The 13,498-nt window shown below is 71.1% G+C and carries 13 protein-coding genes and 1 pseudogene; 9 read left to right on the forward strand and 5 right to left on the reverse strand.

The features are described 5' to 3' along the window. Positions 1 to 103: 103 nt before the first annotated feature. The 4 genes and pseudogenes from QFW80_RS05690 to QFW80_RS05705 all read left to right on the forward strand — a co-directional run. Positions 104 to 940, forward strand: a pseudogene (locus QFW80_RS05690) (sugar phosphate isomerase/epimerase family protein); the annotation flags it as partial. Between the two features lie 51 nt (positions 941 to 991). Beyond that, on the forward strand, positions 992 to 1,579 hold the full coding sequence (locus QFW80_RS05695) for a 3-keto-disaccharide hydrolase (protein ID WP_280600634.1): 588 nt from the start codon (positions 992 to 994) through the stop codon (positions 1,577 to 1,579). Beyond that, on the forward strand, positions 1,576 to 3,255 hold the full coding sequence (locus QFW80_RS05700; protein WP_280600449.1) for a GMC family oxidoreductase: 1,680 nt from the start codon (positions 1,576 to 1,578) through the stop codon (positions 3,253 to 3,255). Before QFW80_RS05695 ends, QFW80_RS05700 begins: the two co-directional genes overlap by 4 nt. Continuing rightward, a complete protein-coding gene (locus QFW80_RS05705; RefSeq protein WP_280600450.1) occupies positions 3,255 to 4,043 on the forward strand; it encodes a gluconate 2-dehydrogenase subunit 3 family protein in 789 nt (262 codons plus the stop codon). Before QFW80_RS05700 ends, QFW80_RS05705 begins: the two co-directional genes overlap by 1 nt. Positions 4,044 to 4,127: 84 nt before the next feature. Here the strand turns inward: QFW80_RS05705 and QFW80_RS05710 are convergent, their stop codons facing one another. From QFW80_RS05710 to QFW80_RS05725, 4 genes are read right to left on the reverse strand one after another with little or no spacing between them, the layout of a single operon-like run. Continuing rightward, a complete protein-coding gene (locus tag QFW80_RS05710) occupies positions 4,128 to 4,865 on the reverse strand; it encodes a 3-keto-disaccharide hydrolase (RefSeq protein WP_425603505.1) in 738 nt (245 codons plus the stop codon). A gap of 35 nt (positions 4,866 to 4,900) precedes the next feature. Next, the gene (locus QFW80_RS05715; RefSeq protein WP_280600451.1) at positions 4,901 to 5,476 is read right to left on the reverse strand and encodes a gluconate 2-dehydrogenase subunit 3 family protein; all 576 of its coding nucleotides are present in this window, start codon (positions 5,474 to 5,476) and stop codon (positions 4,901 to 4,903) included. Continuing rightward, positions 5,476 to 7,161, reverse strand: a complete 1,686-nt coding sequence (locus tag QFW80_RS05720) for a GMC oxidoreductase (protein ID WP_280600452.1) — start codon at positions 7,159 to 7,161, stop codon at positions 5,476 to 5,478. The genes QFW80_RS05715 and QFW80_RS05720 overlap by 1 nt, the downstream gene beginning before the upstream one ends. Positions 7,162 to 7,192: 31 nt before the next feature. Then, positions 7,193 to 8,023: a hydroxypyruvate isomerase family protein gene (locus QFW80_RS05725; protein WP_280600636.1), complete on the reverse strand. Its 831-nt coding sequence runs from the start codon at positions 8,021 to 8,023 to the stop codon at positions 7,193 to 7,195. Between the two features lie 558 nt (positions 8,024 to 8,581). Here QFW80_RS05725 and QFW80_RS05730 point away from each other — a divergent pair. From QFW80_RS05730 to QFW80_RS05750, 5 genes are all read left to right on the forward strand, one after another. Beyond that, on the forward strand, positions 8,582 to 9,151 hold the full coding sequence (locus tag QFW80_RS05730; protein ID WP_280600456.1) for an RNA polymerase sigma factor: 570 nt from the start codon (positions 8,582 to 8,584) through the stop codon (positions 9,149 to 9,151). Then, the gene (locus QFW80_RS05735; RefSeq protein WP_280600458.1) at positions 9,148 to 9,714 is read left to right on the forward strand and encodes a hypothetical protein; all 567 of its coding nucleotides are present in this window, start codon (positions 9,148 to 9,150) and stop codon (positions 9,712 to 9,714) included. Before QFW80_RS05730 ends, QFW80_RS05735 begins: the two co-directional genes overlap by 4 nt. A gap of 37 nt (positions 9,715 to 9,751) precedes the next feature. Continuing rightward, the gene (locus tag QFW80_RS05740) at positions 9,752 to 10,639 is read left to right on the forward strand and encodes a DUF4097 family beta strand repeat-containing protein (RefSeq protein ID WP_280600460.1); all 888 of its coding nucleotides are present in this window, start codon (positions 9,752 to 9,754) and stop codon (positions 10,637 to 10,639) included. A gap of 68 nt (positions 10,640 to 10,707) precedes the next feature. Next, positions 10,708 to 11,517: a bifunctional hydroxymethylpyrimidine kinase/phosphomethylpyrimidine kinase gene (gene thiD / locus QFW80_RS05745; protein WP_280600638.1), complete on the forward strand. Its 810-nt coding sequence runs from the start codon at positions 10,708 to 10,710 to the stop codon at positions 11,515 to 11,517. Continuing rightward, positions 11,514 to 12,371 carry an alpha/beta hydrolase family protein gene (locus QFW80_RS05750; RefSeq protein ID WP_280600461.1) on the forward strand — a complete coding sequence of 286 codons (858 nt, stop codon included), beginning with the start codon at positions 11,514 to 11,516 and terminating at the stop codon, positions 12,369 to 12,371. Before thiD ends, QFW80_RS05750 begins: the two co-directional genes overlap by 4 nt. Here the strand turns inward: QFW80_RS05750 and galE are convergent. Then, a complete protein-coding gene (gene galE / locus QFW80_RS05755; protein WP_280600463.1) occupies positions 12,353 to 13,372 on the reverse strand; it encodes a UDP-glucose 4-epimerase GalE in 1,020 nt (339 codons plus the stop codon). The genes QFW80_RS05750 and galE overlap by 19 nt on opposite strands. Positions 13,373 to 13,498 lie beyond the last annotated feature (126 nt).

A 13,498-nucleotide genomic window follows, 5' to 3' on the forward strand; every position in this document is an offset into this window, starting at 1 on the left:
GCGCGCGGGGGCCCGCCCCCGACCGCGCCGGTTCCGTCCGCCTGCAGCGCGACATGCGCGAGGCGGAATCCATCCGCCGTCACCCCGATTCCCGGAGGACACCATGACGACCCGTACCTTGCGCAGGATCGCGGCCGCCGCACTCGCGCTCTGCACCGCCCTGCCCGCCTGGGCGCAACCGGACGATGCCACCGCCAGGCCCATCGCCGTGCAGATGTACACGCTCCGCAACGCAGGCTCGCTCGAAGACCAGCTGAAGATCGTCCACGACGCCGGCGTCCGCGCGGTGGAGACGGTCGGCACGCAGAACGTCCCCGCCGCGGAGCTGAAACGGCTCCTGGACAAGTACGGGATCGAGCCGATCGCGGCGCACGTGGCGCTGTCCGACCTGCGCGGCGACCTCGAGGAGATGGCGGCGTCCCACCGCGCCATCGGCAACCGCATGCTGGTGGTGCCCTGGCTGCAGGAAGAGCAGCGGCCGACCGACGCGGACGGCTGGCGCGCCCTGGGCAGGGAACTGGGCGCCCTGGCCGGACGCCTGCAGCGGCTGGGCATGCGGCTGGCGTACCACAACCACGAGTTCGAGCTGGTCGACTTCGACGGCAGGACGGGGCTCGAGCTGCTGTTCGAAGCCGCGGGGCCGGCGCTCGCCGTCGAACTGGACCTGGCCTGGGTGGCGCGCGCCGGCCACGACCCGGCTGAGTTCCTCGGCAGATTCCCCGGGCGCGTGTACGCGGTCCACGCCAAGGACAACGCGCCGGAGGGCCAGGCGCAGGACGAACAGGGCTTCACCGCCCTGGGCCAGGGCGTGCTCGACTGGAATGCGATCCTGCCCGCCGCGGCGGACGCCGGCGTGCAGTGGTACATCATCGAGCACGACCTTCCGCGCGACGCCGCCGCCGTCGTGCGGACGGGCGCGGCCTTCCTCGCCGAGCGCCTTCCCGCCGACAACCAGCTGAGCAGGCAGGAACAGGCCGAGGGCTGGCAACTCCTGTTCGACGGCAAGGACCTGTCGCAGTGGCGCACCTTCAAGCAGGAGGGGCTGAGCGAGCAGTGGGTGATCGAGGATGGCGCCATCAAGCTGACGGCTGCCGGCGGCGGCGACATCCTGACCCGGGCCCGTTACCAGGATTTCGACCTCCGGCTGGACTGGAAGATCTCGGAAGTCGGCAACAGCGGCATCTTCATCCTGGCGGATGAAACCGGCGAGCACATCTACTCGCACGCGCCGGAAATCCAGATCCTTGACAACGAGCGCCATCCGGACAACAAGCTCGACACCCACCTGTCCGGCTCCCTGTACGACATGATCGCCTCGCCCAAGGCCTCGCACCGGCTCGCCGGCGAGTGGAACCGGGTGCGCATCCTGCTCGACCAGGGCCAGCTGACCATCTGGCAGAACGGCGTGCAGACCGCATCGGTGGAGATCGGCAGCGCGGAGTGGAAGCGGCTGGTGGCGGCCAGCAAGTTCGCCGACTGGGCGGGGTTCGCCGCCAACAGCAGCGGCCACATCGGCCTGCAGGACCACGGCGACGTGGTGTGGTTCAAGAACCTCAAGATCAAAGAACTGAAGCGATGAACGATTTCGCCCACACCGTGCTGGTCGTCGGCTCCGGCGCCGGCGGCGCCATGGCCGCGTACGAACTGACCCGCCAGGGCCACAAGGTGCTGCTGCTCGAAGCCGGCCGCCACTACGATCCGACCACGGAAACGCCGATGTTCCGGCCCAATGGCGACGCACCGCTGATGGGCGCGTCCACGCCGGACAAGGACTTCGGCTTCTACGATTCCACGGTGGGCGGCGGCTGGGAGGTGCCGGACGAGCCCTACACCACCGCCGAAGGCACCGAGTTCCTGTGGTGGCGTGCACGCATGCTGGGCGGCCGCACCAACCACTGGGGCCGGTACGCGCTGCGTTTCAGCGAACACGACTTCAAGGGAAAGAGCCGGGACGGCCTCGGCGCCGACTGGCCGTTCGAGTACGACGAGATCGCGCCCTGGTACGACAAGACCGAAGCGCTGGTGGGCGTGTGCGGCACCAATACCGGCCTGGACGACATGCCGCCGTCGTCGGACGGGGTCCTGCAGCCGGCCCCCACGCCACGGATACCGGAACTGCTGATCGCCGCCGCGGCGAAGAAGCACGGCATCGAGGCAGCGCCGATGCACCGGGCCATCCTGACCCGGGCGCTGGACCAGCGGGCGCCCTGCTTCTGGGCCACTCCGTGCGGTTACGGCTGCTCGATCGGCGCCGCGTTCCAGACCACCACCTCGCTGCTGCCGATGGCGCAGGCAACGGGCAACCTGCGGGTCATCACCGATGCCATGGTCAAGACCGTGACCACCGATGCCGGCGGCAAGGTCACGGGGGTCACCTACGTCGACAAGACGGCAGGCACCGAACGGCAGGTGGACGCGAAGGTGGTGGTCCTGGCCGCCAGCGCCTGCGAGACGGCGCGCATCCTGCTCAACTCGAAGACAGAACGCCACCCGGCCGGACTCGCCAATTCCAGCGGCCAGGTCGGCCGGAACCTGATGGACTCCACCGGCGCGGGCCTCTCGGCGCTGGTCCCCGCCCTGATGGACCGGCCGCGTTACAACGAGGACGGCCACACCGCCAACCACCTGTTCATTCCGTGGTGGGGCCACCAGGCGCATGCCGACAAGGAACTGGATTTCCCGCGCGGCTACCACTTCGAACTGGGCGGCCGCTTCGCCGAGCCGGGCGCCTATATCAGCGGCGACCTGCAAGGCTACGGCGCCGCGCTGAAACAGCAGGTGCGCGCGCACTACGGCGCCTACGTGCACTTTGCGCTCCGCGGCGAGATGCTGCCGAACGACGACTGCTACATGGACATCGACCCGAGCGTCACGGACAAATGGGGCATCCCGGTGCCGCGTTTCCACTGGAAATGGTCCGAGCACGAACTCAAGCAGGTCGAGCACGGCCTCAAGACCGCGAAGGCCATCCTGGAAACCATGGGCGCGACCGTCGGCGAGTTGCCCGCCGCGGAAGAGGCGATCAAGAAGGGCGGCGAGATCATCCACGAGGTGGGCACCACCCGGATGGGCGACTCGCCCGGGGACTCGGTGACCAACCAGTGGGGCCAGACCTGGGACTGCCCGAACCTGTTCGTGATGGACGGCGGCGTGTTCGCCTCCAACCCGCACAAGAACTGCACGCTGACCATCATGACGCTGGCGATGCGCAACAGCGCCTGGCTGGCCGACCAACTCAAGACGGGGGCGCTGTGATGCGGAACCCAGACGACCAGGGCATTGCCGCCCGAACCGACAGCGACGCCCCTGCGTACGCGAACAAGCTGACCCGGCGCGATTCGCTCAAGCTGCTGGCCGCACTGGCGGCAAGCGCCATGCTGCCTGCACTGTCCGCCTGCGGGTCGCCATCGACGGGAGATGCCCCCGACGGCCTCGCAGATGCGGGACACTGGCCCGAGTTGGACCTGCAGCCGGTGACGGCCAGCGGTTACGGCAAGGATCCGGACCTGATCACGCCGCCTGAAGCGCCCTGGCCGCTGACGTTGACGCCGGCCCAGCTGTCACTGCTGGCATTGCTGTCGGACATCATCGTCCCGGCAGAAGGCAAGTCGCCGTCGGCGTCCGCCGTGCAGGTGCCGACGGTGATCGACGAATGGGTGAGTGCGCCCTACCCCGACCAGCAGCAGGACCGGCTGACCGTGCTGTCGGCCCTCGCCTGGCTCGACGACGAAGCCGCCCTGCGCTTCTCTCAGCCGTTCACGGCGCTGGCCACGGCGCAGCAGCTGGCCATCATCGACGACATCGCCTACCGCAACGACCAGACCCCGCGGCAGTTCCAGCGCATGGCCGAGGCCTTCGCCCGGCTGCGCAACCTGGTCCTGGCGGCCTACTTCTGCACGCCGGACGGCATGGAAGACATCGGCTACATGGGCAACGTGGCGATCGCCGGGGACTACCCCGGGCCGACGCCGGAGGCCTACCGTCATCTGGAGACGGTGCTGGCGGACCTCGGGCTGAGCGAGTTCGCGTATCCCGTGGGCTGACCGTCGTGCCCCGCACCCGGGCAGCGCGCGACCGTGCCCGGGTCGCCGCATGCTGCCCCGATCGCACCCGGCGCCCGCGCGTAGCTAGAGTTCCCGCACCCAGATGTTGCGGAAGCTGACCTCGGAGTCGTGGTCCTGCAGATAGATCGGGGCGCAGCCGTGCGGGGCGTAGCTGGGCGGACCACGGTATTCGGTGGTGCCGGCGATGACGGTGTCGTCCTGCACCAGCACGCCGTTGTGCAGCACGGTGATGCGCGCGGGCGCCAGCAGGCCGCCGCCTTCGGAAAAGCGCGGGGCCTTCCAGATCACGTCGTAGGACTGCCACTCGGCCGGCGGGCGCGAGGCGTTCACCAGCGGGATGGCCTGCTTGTAGATCGAGGCCGCCTGGCCGTTGGGATAGGTGGGGTTGTCGTGGCTGTCGAGTACCTGCAGTTCGTACAGCTCCTGCAGGAACACGCCGCTGTTGCCGCGGTTCTGGCCGTCGACCCCTCGGGTCTGCGCCGGGCTGCGCCACTCGATGTGCAGCTGGATGTCGCAGAAGCGCTGGCGGGTGCGGATGCCCTTGCTGCCGGGCACCACGGTGAGCGCGCCATCGGCCACCGTCCACGGCGCATCGCCGCCCTGCTCGGACTCCCACGCCGCCAGCCCGCTGCCGTCGAACAGCACCACCGCGTCCGACGGCGCCGCCCCCACGGGCGTGGCCACGACCGCCGGTACCGGGGTCCAGGCTTCGGTCTTCGCCGGATCGGCCGAGGGATCGTGGGCAAGCGCAGCGGCACTGGCCAACATGCCGCCGGTGAGCAGGAGCGCGTGTGCGGCCATGCGGTCGCGCCGCGCGGGCAGGCAGCGGCCGGGCATCATCGCGTCGCCCATGCCGGCGTGCCCGGCTCGTAGGGCAGGTCGCCCTCGTAGCCCCCGGGCACCGGGTCGTAGCGCAGCACTTCGGTGGCGCCCACCTGCGAGGTGAAGAAGCTGAAGAGCACCAGCTGCTTGATCATCGTGAACCAGTGCACCCCGCTCGCGCTGCCCGATCCGTCGGCGGCCACCCACGCCCGCCGGGCCCGTTCGCCGGCCTCCCGGTCGAGCCTGGTCAGCAGCTGCAGGCGGTCTGCCGGCGACAGGGACATGAAGCTTCCGGAAGCGTGCTTGTCGAGATCCAACAGCCCGGCGCGGAAGGCGGCCTGGTCCTCGGCGCTGTAGCAGTCGGTGACGAAGCGCGCCATGAACGCGCCCACCTCCGCGTCCTTCGCGCCGGGCGTATCGGTGCGCGGGATGATCGATTCGGCGATCTCGTCCAGCAACGCGATGTCTTCGGCGGTGAAGTCCGCGCCCGCCTGCGGGACCGGCGCCTGCCCGAGCACGAAGGCTGGCATGCCGACCATCGCCACGCCGGTAGCGGACGCGATCATCTTCAGCAGTTCGCGACGATCCATCAGAGGTTCCCCGCCTTGAGTTCGCGCACCGCATGGTCGGCGGCGCGCGCGGTCAGCGCCATGTAGGTCAGCGACGGATTCACGCAGCTGGCCGAGGTCATGCAGGCACCGTCGGTCACGTACACGTTGGGCGCGTCCCAGACCTGGTTGTGCCCGTTGAGCACCGAGCTCTTCGGGTCGCGGCCCATGCGCGCGGTGCCCATCTCGTGGATCGCCCGGCCGGGGGCGGGTTCGGCTTCGTAGGTCCGCACGTCGCGAACGCCCGCCGCCTCCAGCATCTCGGCGGCATCGGCGGCCATGTCCTTGCGCATGGCCCGCTCGTTGTCGCGGATCGACACGTCCATCGCCAGCACCGGCAGGCCCCACTTGTCCTTGGTGTCGTGGTCCAGGCGGATGGTGTTGTCGTGGTAGGGCAGCATCTCGCCGAATGCGGTCATGCCGATGCTCCAGTCGCCCGGCACGCTCGCGGCCTGCTTCAGGCCCGCGCCGATGCCCATTTCGGCGACGCTGCGCGACCAGTCCTGGCGGCTCGCGCCGCCCTGGTAGCCGAAGCCGCGCAGGTACTCCCGGCGGTCGTCGCCGACGTTGCGGAAGCGCGGAATGTAGAAGCCGCAGGGGCGGCGCCCGGAGTAGTACCTGTCTTCGAAACCGTCCACGACGCCCTGGGCACCGGCCTCGAAATGATGGTCCATGACGTTGTGGCCCAGCTCGCCGGACGAGGAGCCCAGCCCGCCTTCCCACACGTCGGTGGCCGAGTTCATCAGCACCCAGGTCGAATTGAACGCCGAGGCGTTGAGGAAGATCACCTTGGCCGTGTACTCGTAGGTCTGGCCGGTCTCGGCGTCCACGATCTCGACGCCGCGCGCGCGCTTGCGATCCTTGTCGTAGAGCACCTGCCGCACGATCGAGAACGGGCGCAGGGTGAGGTTGCCGGTCTGCATCGCCGCCGGCAGGGTGGCCGACTGGGTCGAGAAGTAGGCGCCGTAGGGGCAGCCCAGGATGCACTTGTTGCGGTACTGGCAGTTGGCCCGCCCCTGTTCGGGTCGCGGTTCGGTGATGTTGGCGGTGCGCGAGTGGATCATGTGGCGGCTGCCGCCGAAGGCCTTGCGGATGCGCGCGGCCACGTCCTTCTCGACCACGTTCAGCGGCACCGGCGGCAGGAACTTGCCATCGGGCAGCACGTCCAGGCCCTCGACCGTGCCGGCGATGCCGGCGAACGTCTCGACGTGGTCGTACCAGGGCGCGAGGTCCTCGTAGCGGATCGGCCAGTCGATGGCGATACCCTCGCGCGCGTTGGCCTCGAAGTCCATCTGCGAGAAGCGGTAGCTCTGCCGGCCCCACATCAGCGAGCGGCCGCCGACGTGGTAGCCGCGGAACCAGTCGAAGCGCTTGGTCTCGGTGTACGGACAGTCCTTCTCGTCGGCCCACATCCCGTAGGTGCTCTCGGACAGCGGGTAGTCGCGGCGCAGGACCGGGTGCGCTTCCTTCATCGCCTGGGTGGGCACGTTGCGGTGCGGGTAGTCCCAGGCCTCCTTGTGCGCGTTGACGTAGTCCTTGATGTGCTCGATGTTGCGCCCGCGCTCGAGCATCAGCACCTTGAGCCCCTTCTCGGCCAGTTCCTTGGCGGCCCAGCCGCCGCTGATGCCCGAGCCGACGACGATCGCGTCGTAATCATTGTTCGCCATTGAGACTGCGTTCCTGGTTGAGGCGGGGGGGTTACACGTCGCACAGGCGGATGGCCTCGCGCAGCGAGACGACCGGGTCCGGCGCCGACGGCATGAATTCCTGGGCGACGTACCCGTCGAACCCGGTGTCGCGGATCGCGCGGCAGATGGCCGGGTAGTTCAGCTCCTGGTCCGCGCCGATCTCGTGCCGGCCCGGCACGCCCGCGGTGTGGTAATGCACGAACCAGCGGTGGTTCCGGCGGATGGTGGCGATGATGTCGCCCTCCATGATCTGCATGTGGTAGATGTCGTAGAGCAGGCCGAAGTGGTCCGACCCGAGCGTCTCGCACAGTTCGACGCCCCAGGCGGAGCGGTCGCACAGGTAGTCGGGGTGGTCGACGCGCGAGTTCAGCAGTTCCATCACCAGCCTGACGCCGCGCTTCTCCGCATGGCCGAGGATGCGCTTGAGGCCGGCGGCCGAATTGGCCAGGCCTTCGGCCGGGTCCATGCCGTCGCGGTTGCCGGAAAAGCAGATCAGGTTGCGGTACCCGGCATCGGCCACCAGGTCGATGTGGCGGGTGTAGCGCGCCACCAGTTCGTCGTGGAAGCGGGTGTCGGCGAAGCCCTGCTCCAGGCCCAGTTCGGCGCCGTTGCACATCGAGCTGTCCACGTCGTGCGCCCTCAGCGTGGCCCAGTCGTCCGGGCCGACCAGGTCGATGGCGGAAAAGCCGATCTGCCTGACCGTCCGGCACAGCTCGGCGATCGGCGTCTGTCCGAACGTCCAGCGCGCCACCGAGTGCTTGAGGCTGGATGTCAGCGGTTGCGCAGCGGCATCGGCGGCCGGGACGAGGCCCGACGCCGCCAGCCCCAGCCCGCCTACCATCGTGGCGCGCAGCGCGTCGCGCCGGGTGAATGTGTGCTTCAAGTCAGGCCTCCCCGGGTTTGCCCACGCGGCGGTGCCGGCATTGCGCCCGACCCGGCGGAACGGACGCCGGCCTGCCGATACCGAGGCATGGAAGATACGTCGCGCGGCCACCGGGGCAAGCGCGCACAGACAGGTTCATGAATCGTGGCGGCCGGGATGCGCGCGACAGGCGCGCCAGCCGCATGCGGCCTGGTCGACGAAATGCCCATGCTCCACCGGCCTCCCAACCGGTACAGACACGCGAATCCGCTCGGATGCAATCGATTGCACGATAACAACAGCGCGCCCGATTGCAAGCGCCCCGCGGGGATCCGTCTTCCGCCATCCGGCGTCTCCGCATCCGGGCAATCGGCGCGGATGACCCGCGCCATCGACGCCTGGAACGGGTCCGCGGCACTCCAGGGCCCCGGCAGGCCGGTCGGGCGCGACTCCGCGCCTGCCGCTCTCGGGCGAGACCGGACCGGCTTAAACCCTGGCCCGCGCGCCCGCATCGGACTGGATATGCTGATGGCGACGATGAGTGCATCCCTGGACGAGACAGACTCCGCGACCGACGTGGACCACGCGCTGGCGCGGGCATCGGCCGGCGGGGATGTCGCCGCGTTCGAGGCGCTGTACCGCCGGCATGCGGGACGCGTCCACGGCGTGATCCTGCGGCTGGTGGGCCACCAGCACAGCCGCGCCGAGGACCTGACCCAGGAAGCCTTCGTCCGCGCCTGGCAGGCGCTTCCCGGATTCCGGTTCGAGAGCGCGGTCGGCACCTGGCTGCACCGGCTGGCCGCCAATACCGCGCTGATGGAACTGCGCAGCCGCCGCAGCGCGCCGGGCATGGACGGCGACGAGGCTGCGCTGGACGCGATCGGCAGCGTGGATTCGGCCGGACACGCCACCGCGCTGTCGCTGGACCTGCAGCAGGCGGTGGACAGCCTGCCGCCCCGCGCCCGCGCGGTCCTGGTGCTGTACGACATCGAAGGCTGGACGCACGAGGAAATCGCCACCGCCCTCGACATGGCGGTCGGCACGTCCAAGGCACAGTTGCATCGCGCCCGCAGACTGCTGCGCGCGAAGCTGGGAGACCACGCATGACCCACGACGCTTCCAACCACGACCTGCCTGCCGCACTGCGGCTGCAGCTGCGCGGCCTGCGGCGCGACACGCCGCCGGCGCGCGACCTGTGGCCGGACCTGTCCTCGCGCCTGGCCGCGCTGCCGGTGGAGCCCGCACAGGAGGCGCCCGCCCGTGCGCCCACCCGCCTCCGCCCGCTGCCCGCGCTGGCCGCCGCGGCGGTGCTGGCGCTGGCGCTCGGCCTCGGCTGGCAGCTGCGGCCCGACACCGCGGTGCCCGTCGCCGTCGATGCGGCCCCGGCGACAGCCACGCCCGCCGCCAAACCTGCGCCGGTCGCGCGTACGCCCGCTCCACTGGTGGTCCAGGCCGATGCCATGGCGCGCGAATACGAGGGCGCGCTGCGCGAACTGACCGCGGCGCGCCCGCCGGTCGCCGGCCACCCGGCCCTGATCGAACTCGACCGCAGCGCGGACGACGTCCGCGAGGCCATCGCGCACGATCCCGACGCGGTCTTCCTGCTCCAGCGGCTGCAGCGCGTGTACGCGCAGCGGCTGTCGCTGACCCAACGCCTGGCCCGGGCCTGATGCCCCGGCCGCGACGCTCCCATTCGAGGACATCCCGATGAAAGCCCTGACCCTGACCGCCGCCCTGCTCGCCTGCCTCGGCACCGCGCCCGCCTTCGCCGCCACCCCGATCGACGAGACCCGGCCGCTGGACGCGCGCGGCCAGCTGGAGATCTCCAACGTGAAGGGCCGCATCGAGGTGCGCGCCTGGGACCGCGAGGAAGTCCATATCACCGGCAGCCTCGGCGACGGCGTCGAGCGGCTGCAGGTCGAGGGCGACCGCAAGTCGCTCGAGGTGAAGGTGCGCTATCCGCGCAACAGCCGCGACACCGAGCCCACCACGCTGGTGCTGCAGGTGCCGCGCCAGGTCGAACTGGAAGTGGACGGCGTCGCGGTCGAGATCGACGTCAACGGCGTCGCCGGCCGCAGCCTGGACATCGAGAGCGTGAGCGGCGACGTGGTGGCCGTGGGCGCGCCGCGCGAGGCTGATATCAGCAGCGTCAGCGGCAACCTGCAGCTGAACCTCAATTCGAACAACGTCGAGGCGGAAAGCGTGAGCGGCAACATCGCGCTTCGCGGGCGCATCGAGGGCGAGATCTCGGCCGAGACCGTCTCGGGCGACATCCGCATCGACACCCGCGGCCAGGCCGCGCGCCGCCTGTCCACCAGCACCGTGTCGGGCAGCGCCAGCTACACCGGCGGCCTGGCGCCGGGCGGGCGCATCAGCGCCGAATCGGTCAGTGGCGACATCCGCCTCGCGCTGCCGGCCTCGGTCTCGGCCCGCGTCAGCGCCGAGAGCTTCAGCGGCGACCTGCGCGCCCCCGGCGTGCGGATCGACAAGCCGAAGTACGGCCCGGGCTCGAGCTTCGAACACACCTTCGGCGATGGCGCCGGCGAGATCCGGATGGAGACCTTCTCGGGCAGCGCGGAGCTGGTGCTGGAGTGAGTGCGCGCGCCGCCGGCCCCTGAGCCGGCCCATGCCGGGAGGCGAGGCGGCACAATGGGCGCATGTCCATGCGCCCCGCCCCACCCGTGTCCGCCCTGACCATCGCCGGTTCCGACTCCGGCGGCGGCGCCGGCATCCAGGCCGACCTGCGCACCTTCGCCGCGCACCGCGTGCACGGCCTGTCGGCGATCACCGCGCTCACCGCCCAGCACACGCGCGGCGTCACCGCGGTCCACGTGCCGCCGGTGGCGTTCCTGCGCGCGCAGATCGACGCCTGCTTCGATGATTTCCGGATCGGGGCGGTCAAGCTCGGCATGCTCGCCAATGCCGGGGTGATCCACGCCGTGGCCGACGCGCTGGAGGCGCATCGGCCGCCCTTCCTGGTGCTGGACCCGGTGATGGTGGCCACGTCGGGCGCCAAGCTGCTGGAGGACGACGCCCTCGAGGCGCTGCGAACTCGCCTGATCCCGCGCGCCGACCTGCTCACCCCCAACATTCCCGAGGCCGAGCTGCTCACGGGCGAGCGGATCGTCGACGCGGACGGCGCGGCCCGCGCGCTGGAACGCCTGCTCGCCATGGGCTGCGGCGCGGTCCTGCTCAAGGGTGGTCACCTGGACGAAGGCGCGCAGGTGGTCGACCGCTACCGCGACGCCGCCGGCGACGCCGGCTTCGTGCACGAGCGGCTCCCGGTGGAGGGCCACGGCACCGGCTGCACCCTGGCATCGGCGGCCGCGGCACGGCTGTGCCTCGGCATGCCGGTGGCGCAGGCCGCCGCGGCGGCCATCGATTACGTGGGCCTGGCGCTGCGCCAGGGCCATCGGCCTGGCCGCGGGGACGTCCGCGCGCTGGACCACTTCGGCGCGGCGCCGCGCGCGTGAGCGCTGCGGGGAACGCCCTGGAAACCGACGTCCGGGCCGACGATGGCCACCGCTGGCGCCTGCTCGCACGGATCCCGCAGGCCCCGCGCCAGGCGCTGCTGTGGCTGCCGGCGCTGGGCGTGGCCGCGCGTCACTACCTGCCGTTCGCCGAGGCGCTCGCGCAGCGCGGGGTCGCGGTGTTCGTGCACGAGTGGCGCGGCCACGGCTCCAGCGACGTGCGCGCCGGCGGCGGCCGCGACTGGGGCTACCGCGAACTCCTGCTCTCGGACATCCCGGCCAGCCAGGCCGCCATTGACGGCCTGCTGCCCGAGGCCCGCACGCGCGTGATCGGCGGCCACAGCCTGGGCGGACAGCTGGCCTGCTGCCGCCTGGCGCTGGCGCCCGGATCGGCTGCGGCGCTGTGGCTGGTCGCCAGCGGCGCGCCGTACTGGCGCGCGTTCCCGATGCCGCAACGGCTGGCGCTGCCGCTCGCCTACCGCTTCCTGCCGTGGCTGGCGCGCAGGCACGGGTCCCTGCCCGGGCGCCGCATCGGTTTCGGCGGCAACGAGGCCGCTGGCGTGATCGAGGACTGGGCCCGCACCGCGCTCAGCGGCCGCTATGCGGCCCGTGGCCTGGATGGCGACCTCGAGGGCGGGCTGGCCCGCGTGACGCGGCCGGTACGCGCCGTGCGGCTGGCCGAGGACTGGCTCGCGCCGCGCGGCTCGCTCGACTTCCTGCTGGGCAAGCTGCCGGCAGCGGCGGCGGCGGTCGCCTGCCTGGACGCCCGCGCCGCCGGCACGCGCGCCGACCACTATGCGTGGATGAGGGCGCCCGACGCGGTCGCGGACTGGCTGGTTCAGCCCGCGTCGGCGTAGCCGGACGGATTCATCGACTGCCAGCGCCACGCGTCCCGGCACATGGCATCGACGTCGAGCTCCGCGCGCCAGCCCAGCAGCGCCTCGGCAAGGGACGGGTCGGCATAGACCTCGGCCACGTCGCCGGCGCGCCGGCCGACGATCTCGTAGGGCACCGGGCGCCCCGAGGCCCGTTCGAAGGCCTGCACCAGCTGCAGCACGCTCACCCCCGTGCCGGTGCCGAGGTTGACGGTGAAGCCCGCTCCGGTGCGCTCCAGCGTGTCCAGCGCATCGGCATGGGCGCGGGCCAGGTCCAGCACGTGGATGTAGTCGCGCACGCCGGTGCCGTCGACCGTGGGCCAGTCGCCGCCGTAGATGCTCAGCGCCGGTCGCCGTCCGACGGCCACCTGGCAGATGTAGGGCATCAGGTTGTTCGGCACCCCGCCCGGATCCTCGCCGATCAGGCCCGAGCCGTGCGCGCCGACCGGGTTGAAATACCGCAGCACCCCGGCCCGGAAGCCCGGGTCGGCCGCGCACAGGTCGGCGATCAGCTGTTCCATCACCAGCTTGGTGCGGCCGTAGGGATTGGTGACGCGCAGCGGCGCGTCCTCGGTGACCGGCACCCGGTCGGGGTCGCCGTAGACCGTGGCCGAGGAACTGAACACCAGCCGCGACACCCCTCCCTCGCGCATCGCCTGCAGCAGGTTCAGGGTGCCGGTGATGTTGTTGTCGAAGTAGTCCAGCGGACGCTCGCAGGATTCGCCGACCGCCTTGAGCGCGGCGAAGTGCAGCACCGCGTCGAACCCGCCGCCGGCCAGCAGCGCGCGCGTGGCGTCGCGGTCGCGCAGATCCACGTTGTGGAACGCGACCGGCGCGCCGATGATCGCCTGCAGGCGGTCGAGCACGCGCGGCGAACTGTTGCTGAGGTTGTCGGCGACCACCAGTTCGTGCCCGCGCGCGGCCAGTTCGACGCAGGTGTGGCTGCCGATGTAGCCGGTGCCGCCGAAGACCAGGATGCGCATGCGCGGGTGCCCGACTCGTGTCCGGCGCGCATTATCCACCACCGCCGGCGGATTCCGGGCAGGGCGTACGCTGGCCTGTCGCCGCCGCATCCCGCGTTGTGCATTGGCGCATGCGTGGATCCGTAC

Source organism: Luteimonas rhizosphaericola (genome assembly GCF_029888045.1).
Taxonomy (GTDB): domain Bacteria; phylum Pseudomonadota; class Gammaproteobacteria; order Xanthomonadales; family Xanthomonadaceae; genus Luteimonas; species Luteimonas rhizosphaericola.

Excerpts from the sequence above, each read along its gene's own strand:
- QFW80_RS05700 (WP_280600449.1), top strand. The coding sequence starts at position 1,576 with ATGAACGATTTCGCCCACACCGTGCTGGTCGTCGGCTCCGGCGCCGGC.
- QFW80_RS05705 (WP_280600450.1), top strand. The coding sequence starts at position 3,255 with ATGCGGAACCCAGACGACCAGGGCATTGCCGCCCGAACCGACAGCGAC.
- QFW80_RS05710 (WP_425603505.1), bottom strand. The coding sequence starts at position 4,865 with ATGGCCGCACACGCGCTCCTGCTCACCGGCGGCATGTTGGCCAGTGCC.
- QFW80_RS05715 (WP_280600451.1), bottom strand. The coding sequence starts at position 5,476 with ATGGATCGTCGCGAACTGCTGAAGATGATCGCGTCCGCTACCGGCGTG.
- QFW80_RS05720 (WP_280600452.1), bottom strand. The coding sequence starts at position 7,161 with ATGGCGAACAATGATTACGACGCGATCGTCGTCGGCTCGGGCATCAGC.
- QFW80_RS05725 (WP_280600636.1), bottom strand. The coding sequence starts at position 8,023 with ATGGTAGGCGGGCTGGGGCTGGCGGCGTCGGGCCTCGTCCCGGCCGCC.
- QFW80_RS05730 (WP_280600456.1), top strand. The coding sequence starts at position 8,582 with ATGAGTGCATCCCTGGACGAGACAGACTCCGCGACCGACGTGGACCAC.
- QFW80_RS05735 (WP_280600458.1), top strand. The coding sequence starts at position 9,148 with ATGACCCACGACGCTTCCAACCACGACCTGCCTGCCGCACTGCGGCTG.
- QFW80_RS05740 (WP_280600460.1), top strand. The coding sequence starts at position 9,752 with ATGAAAGCCCTGACCCTGACCGCCGCCCTGCTCGCCTGCCTCGGCACC.
- thiD (WP_280600638.1), top strand. The coding sequence starts at position 10,708 with ATGCGCCCCGCCCCACCCGTGTCCGCCCTGACCATCGCCGGTTCCGAC.
- galE (WP_280600463.1), bottom strand. The coding sequence starts at position 13,372 with ATGCGCATCCTGGTCTTCGGCGGCACCGGCTACATCGGCAGCCACACC.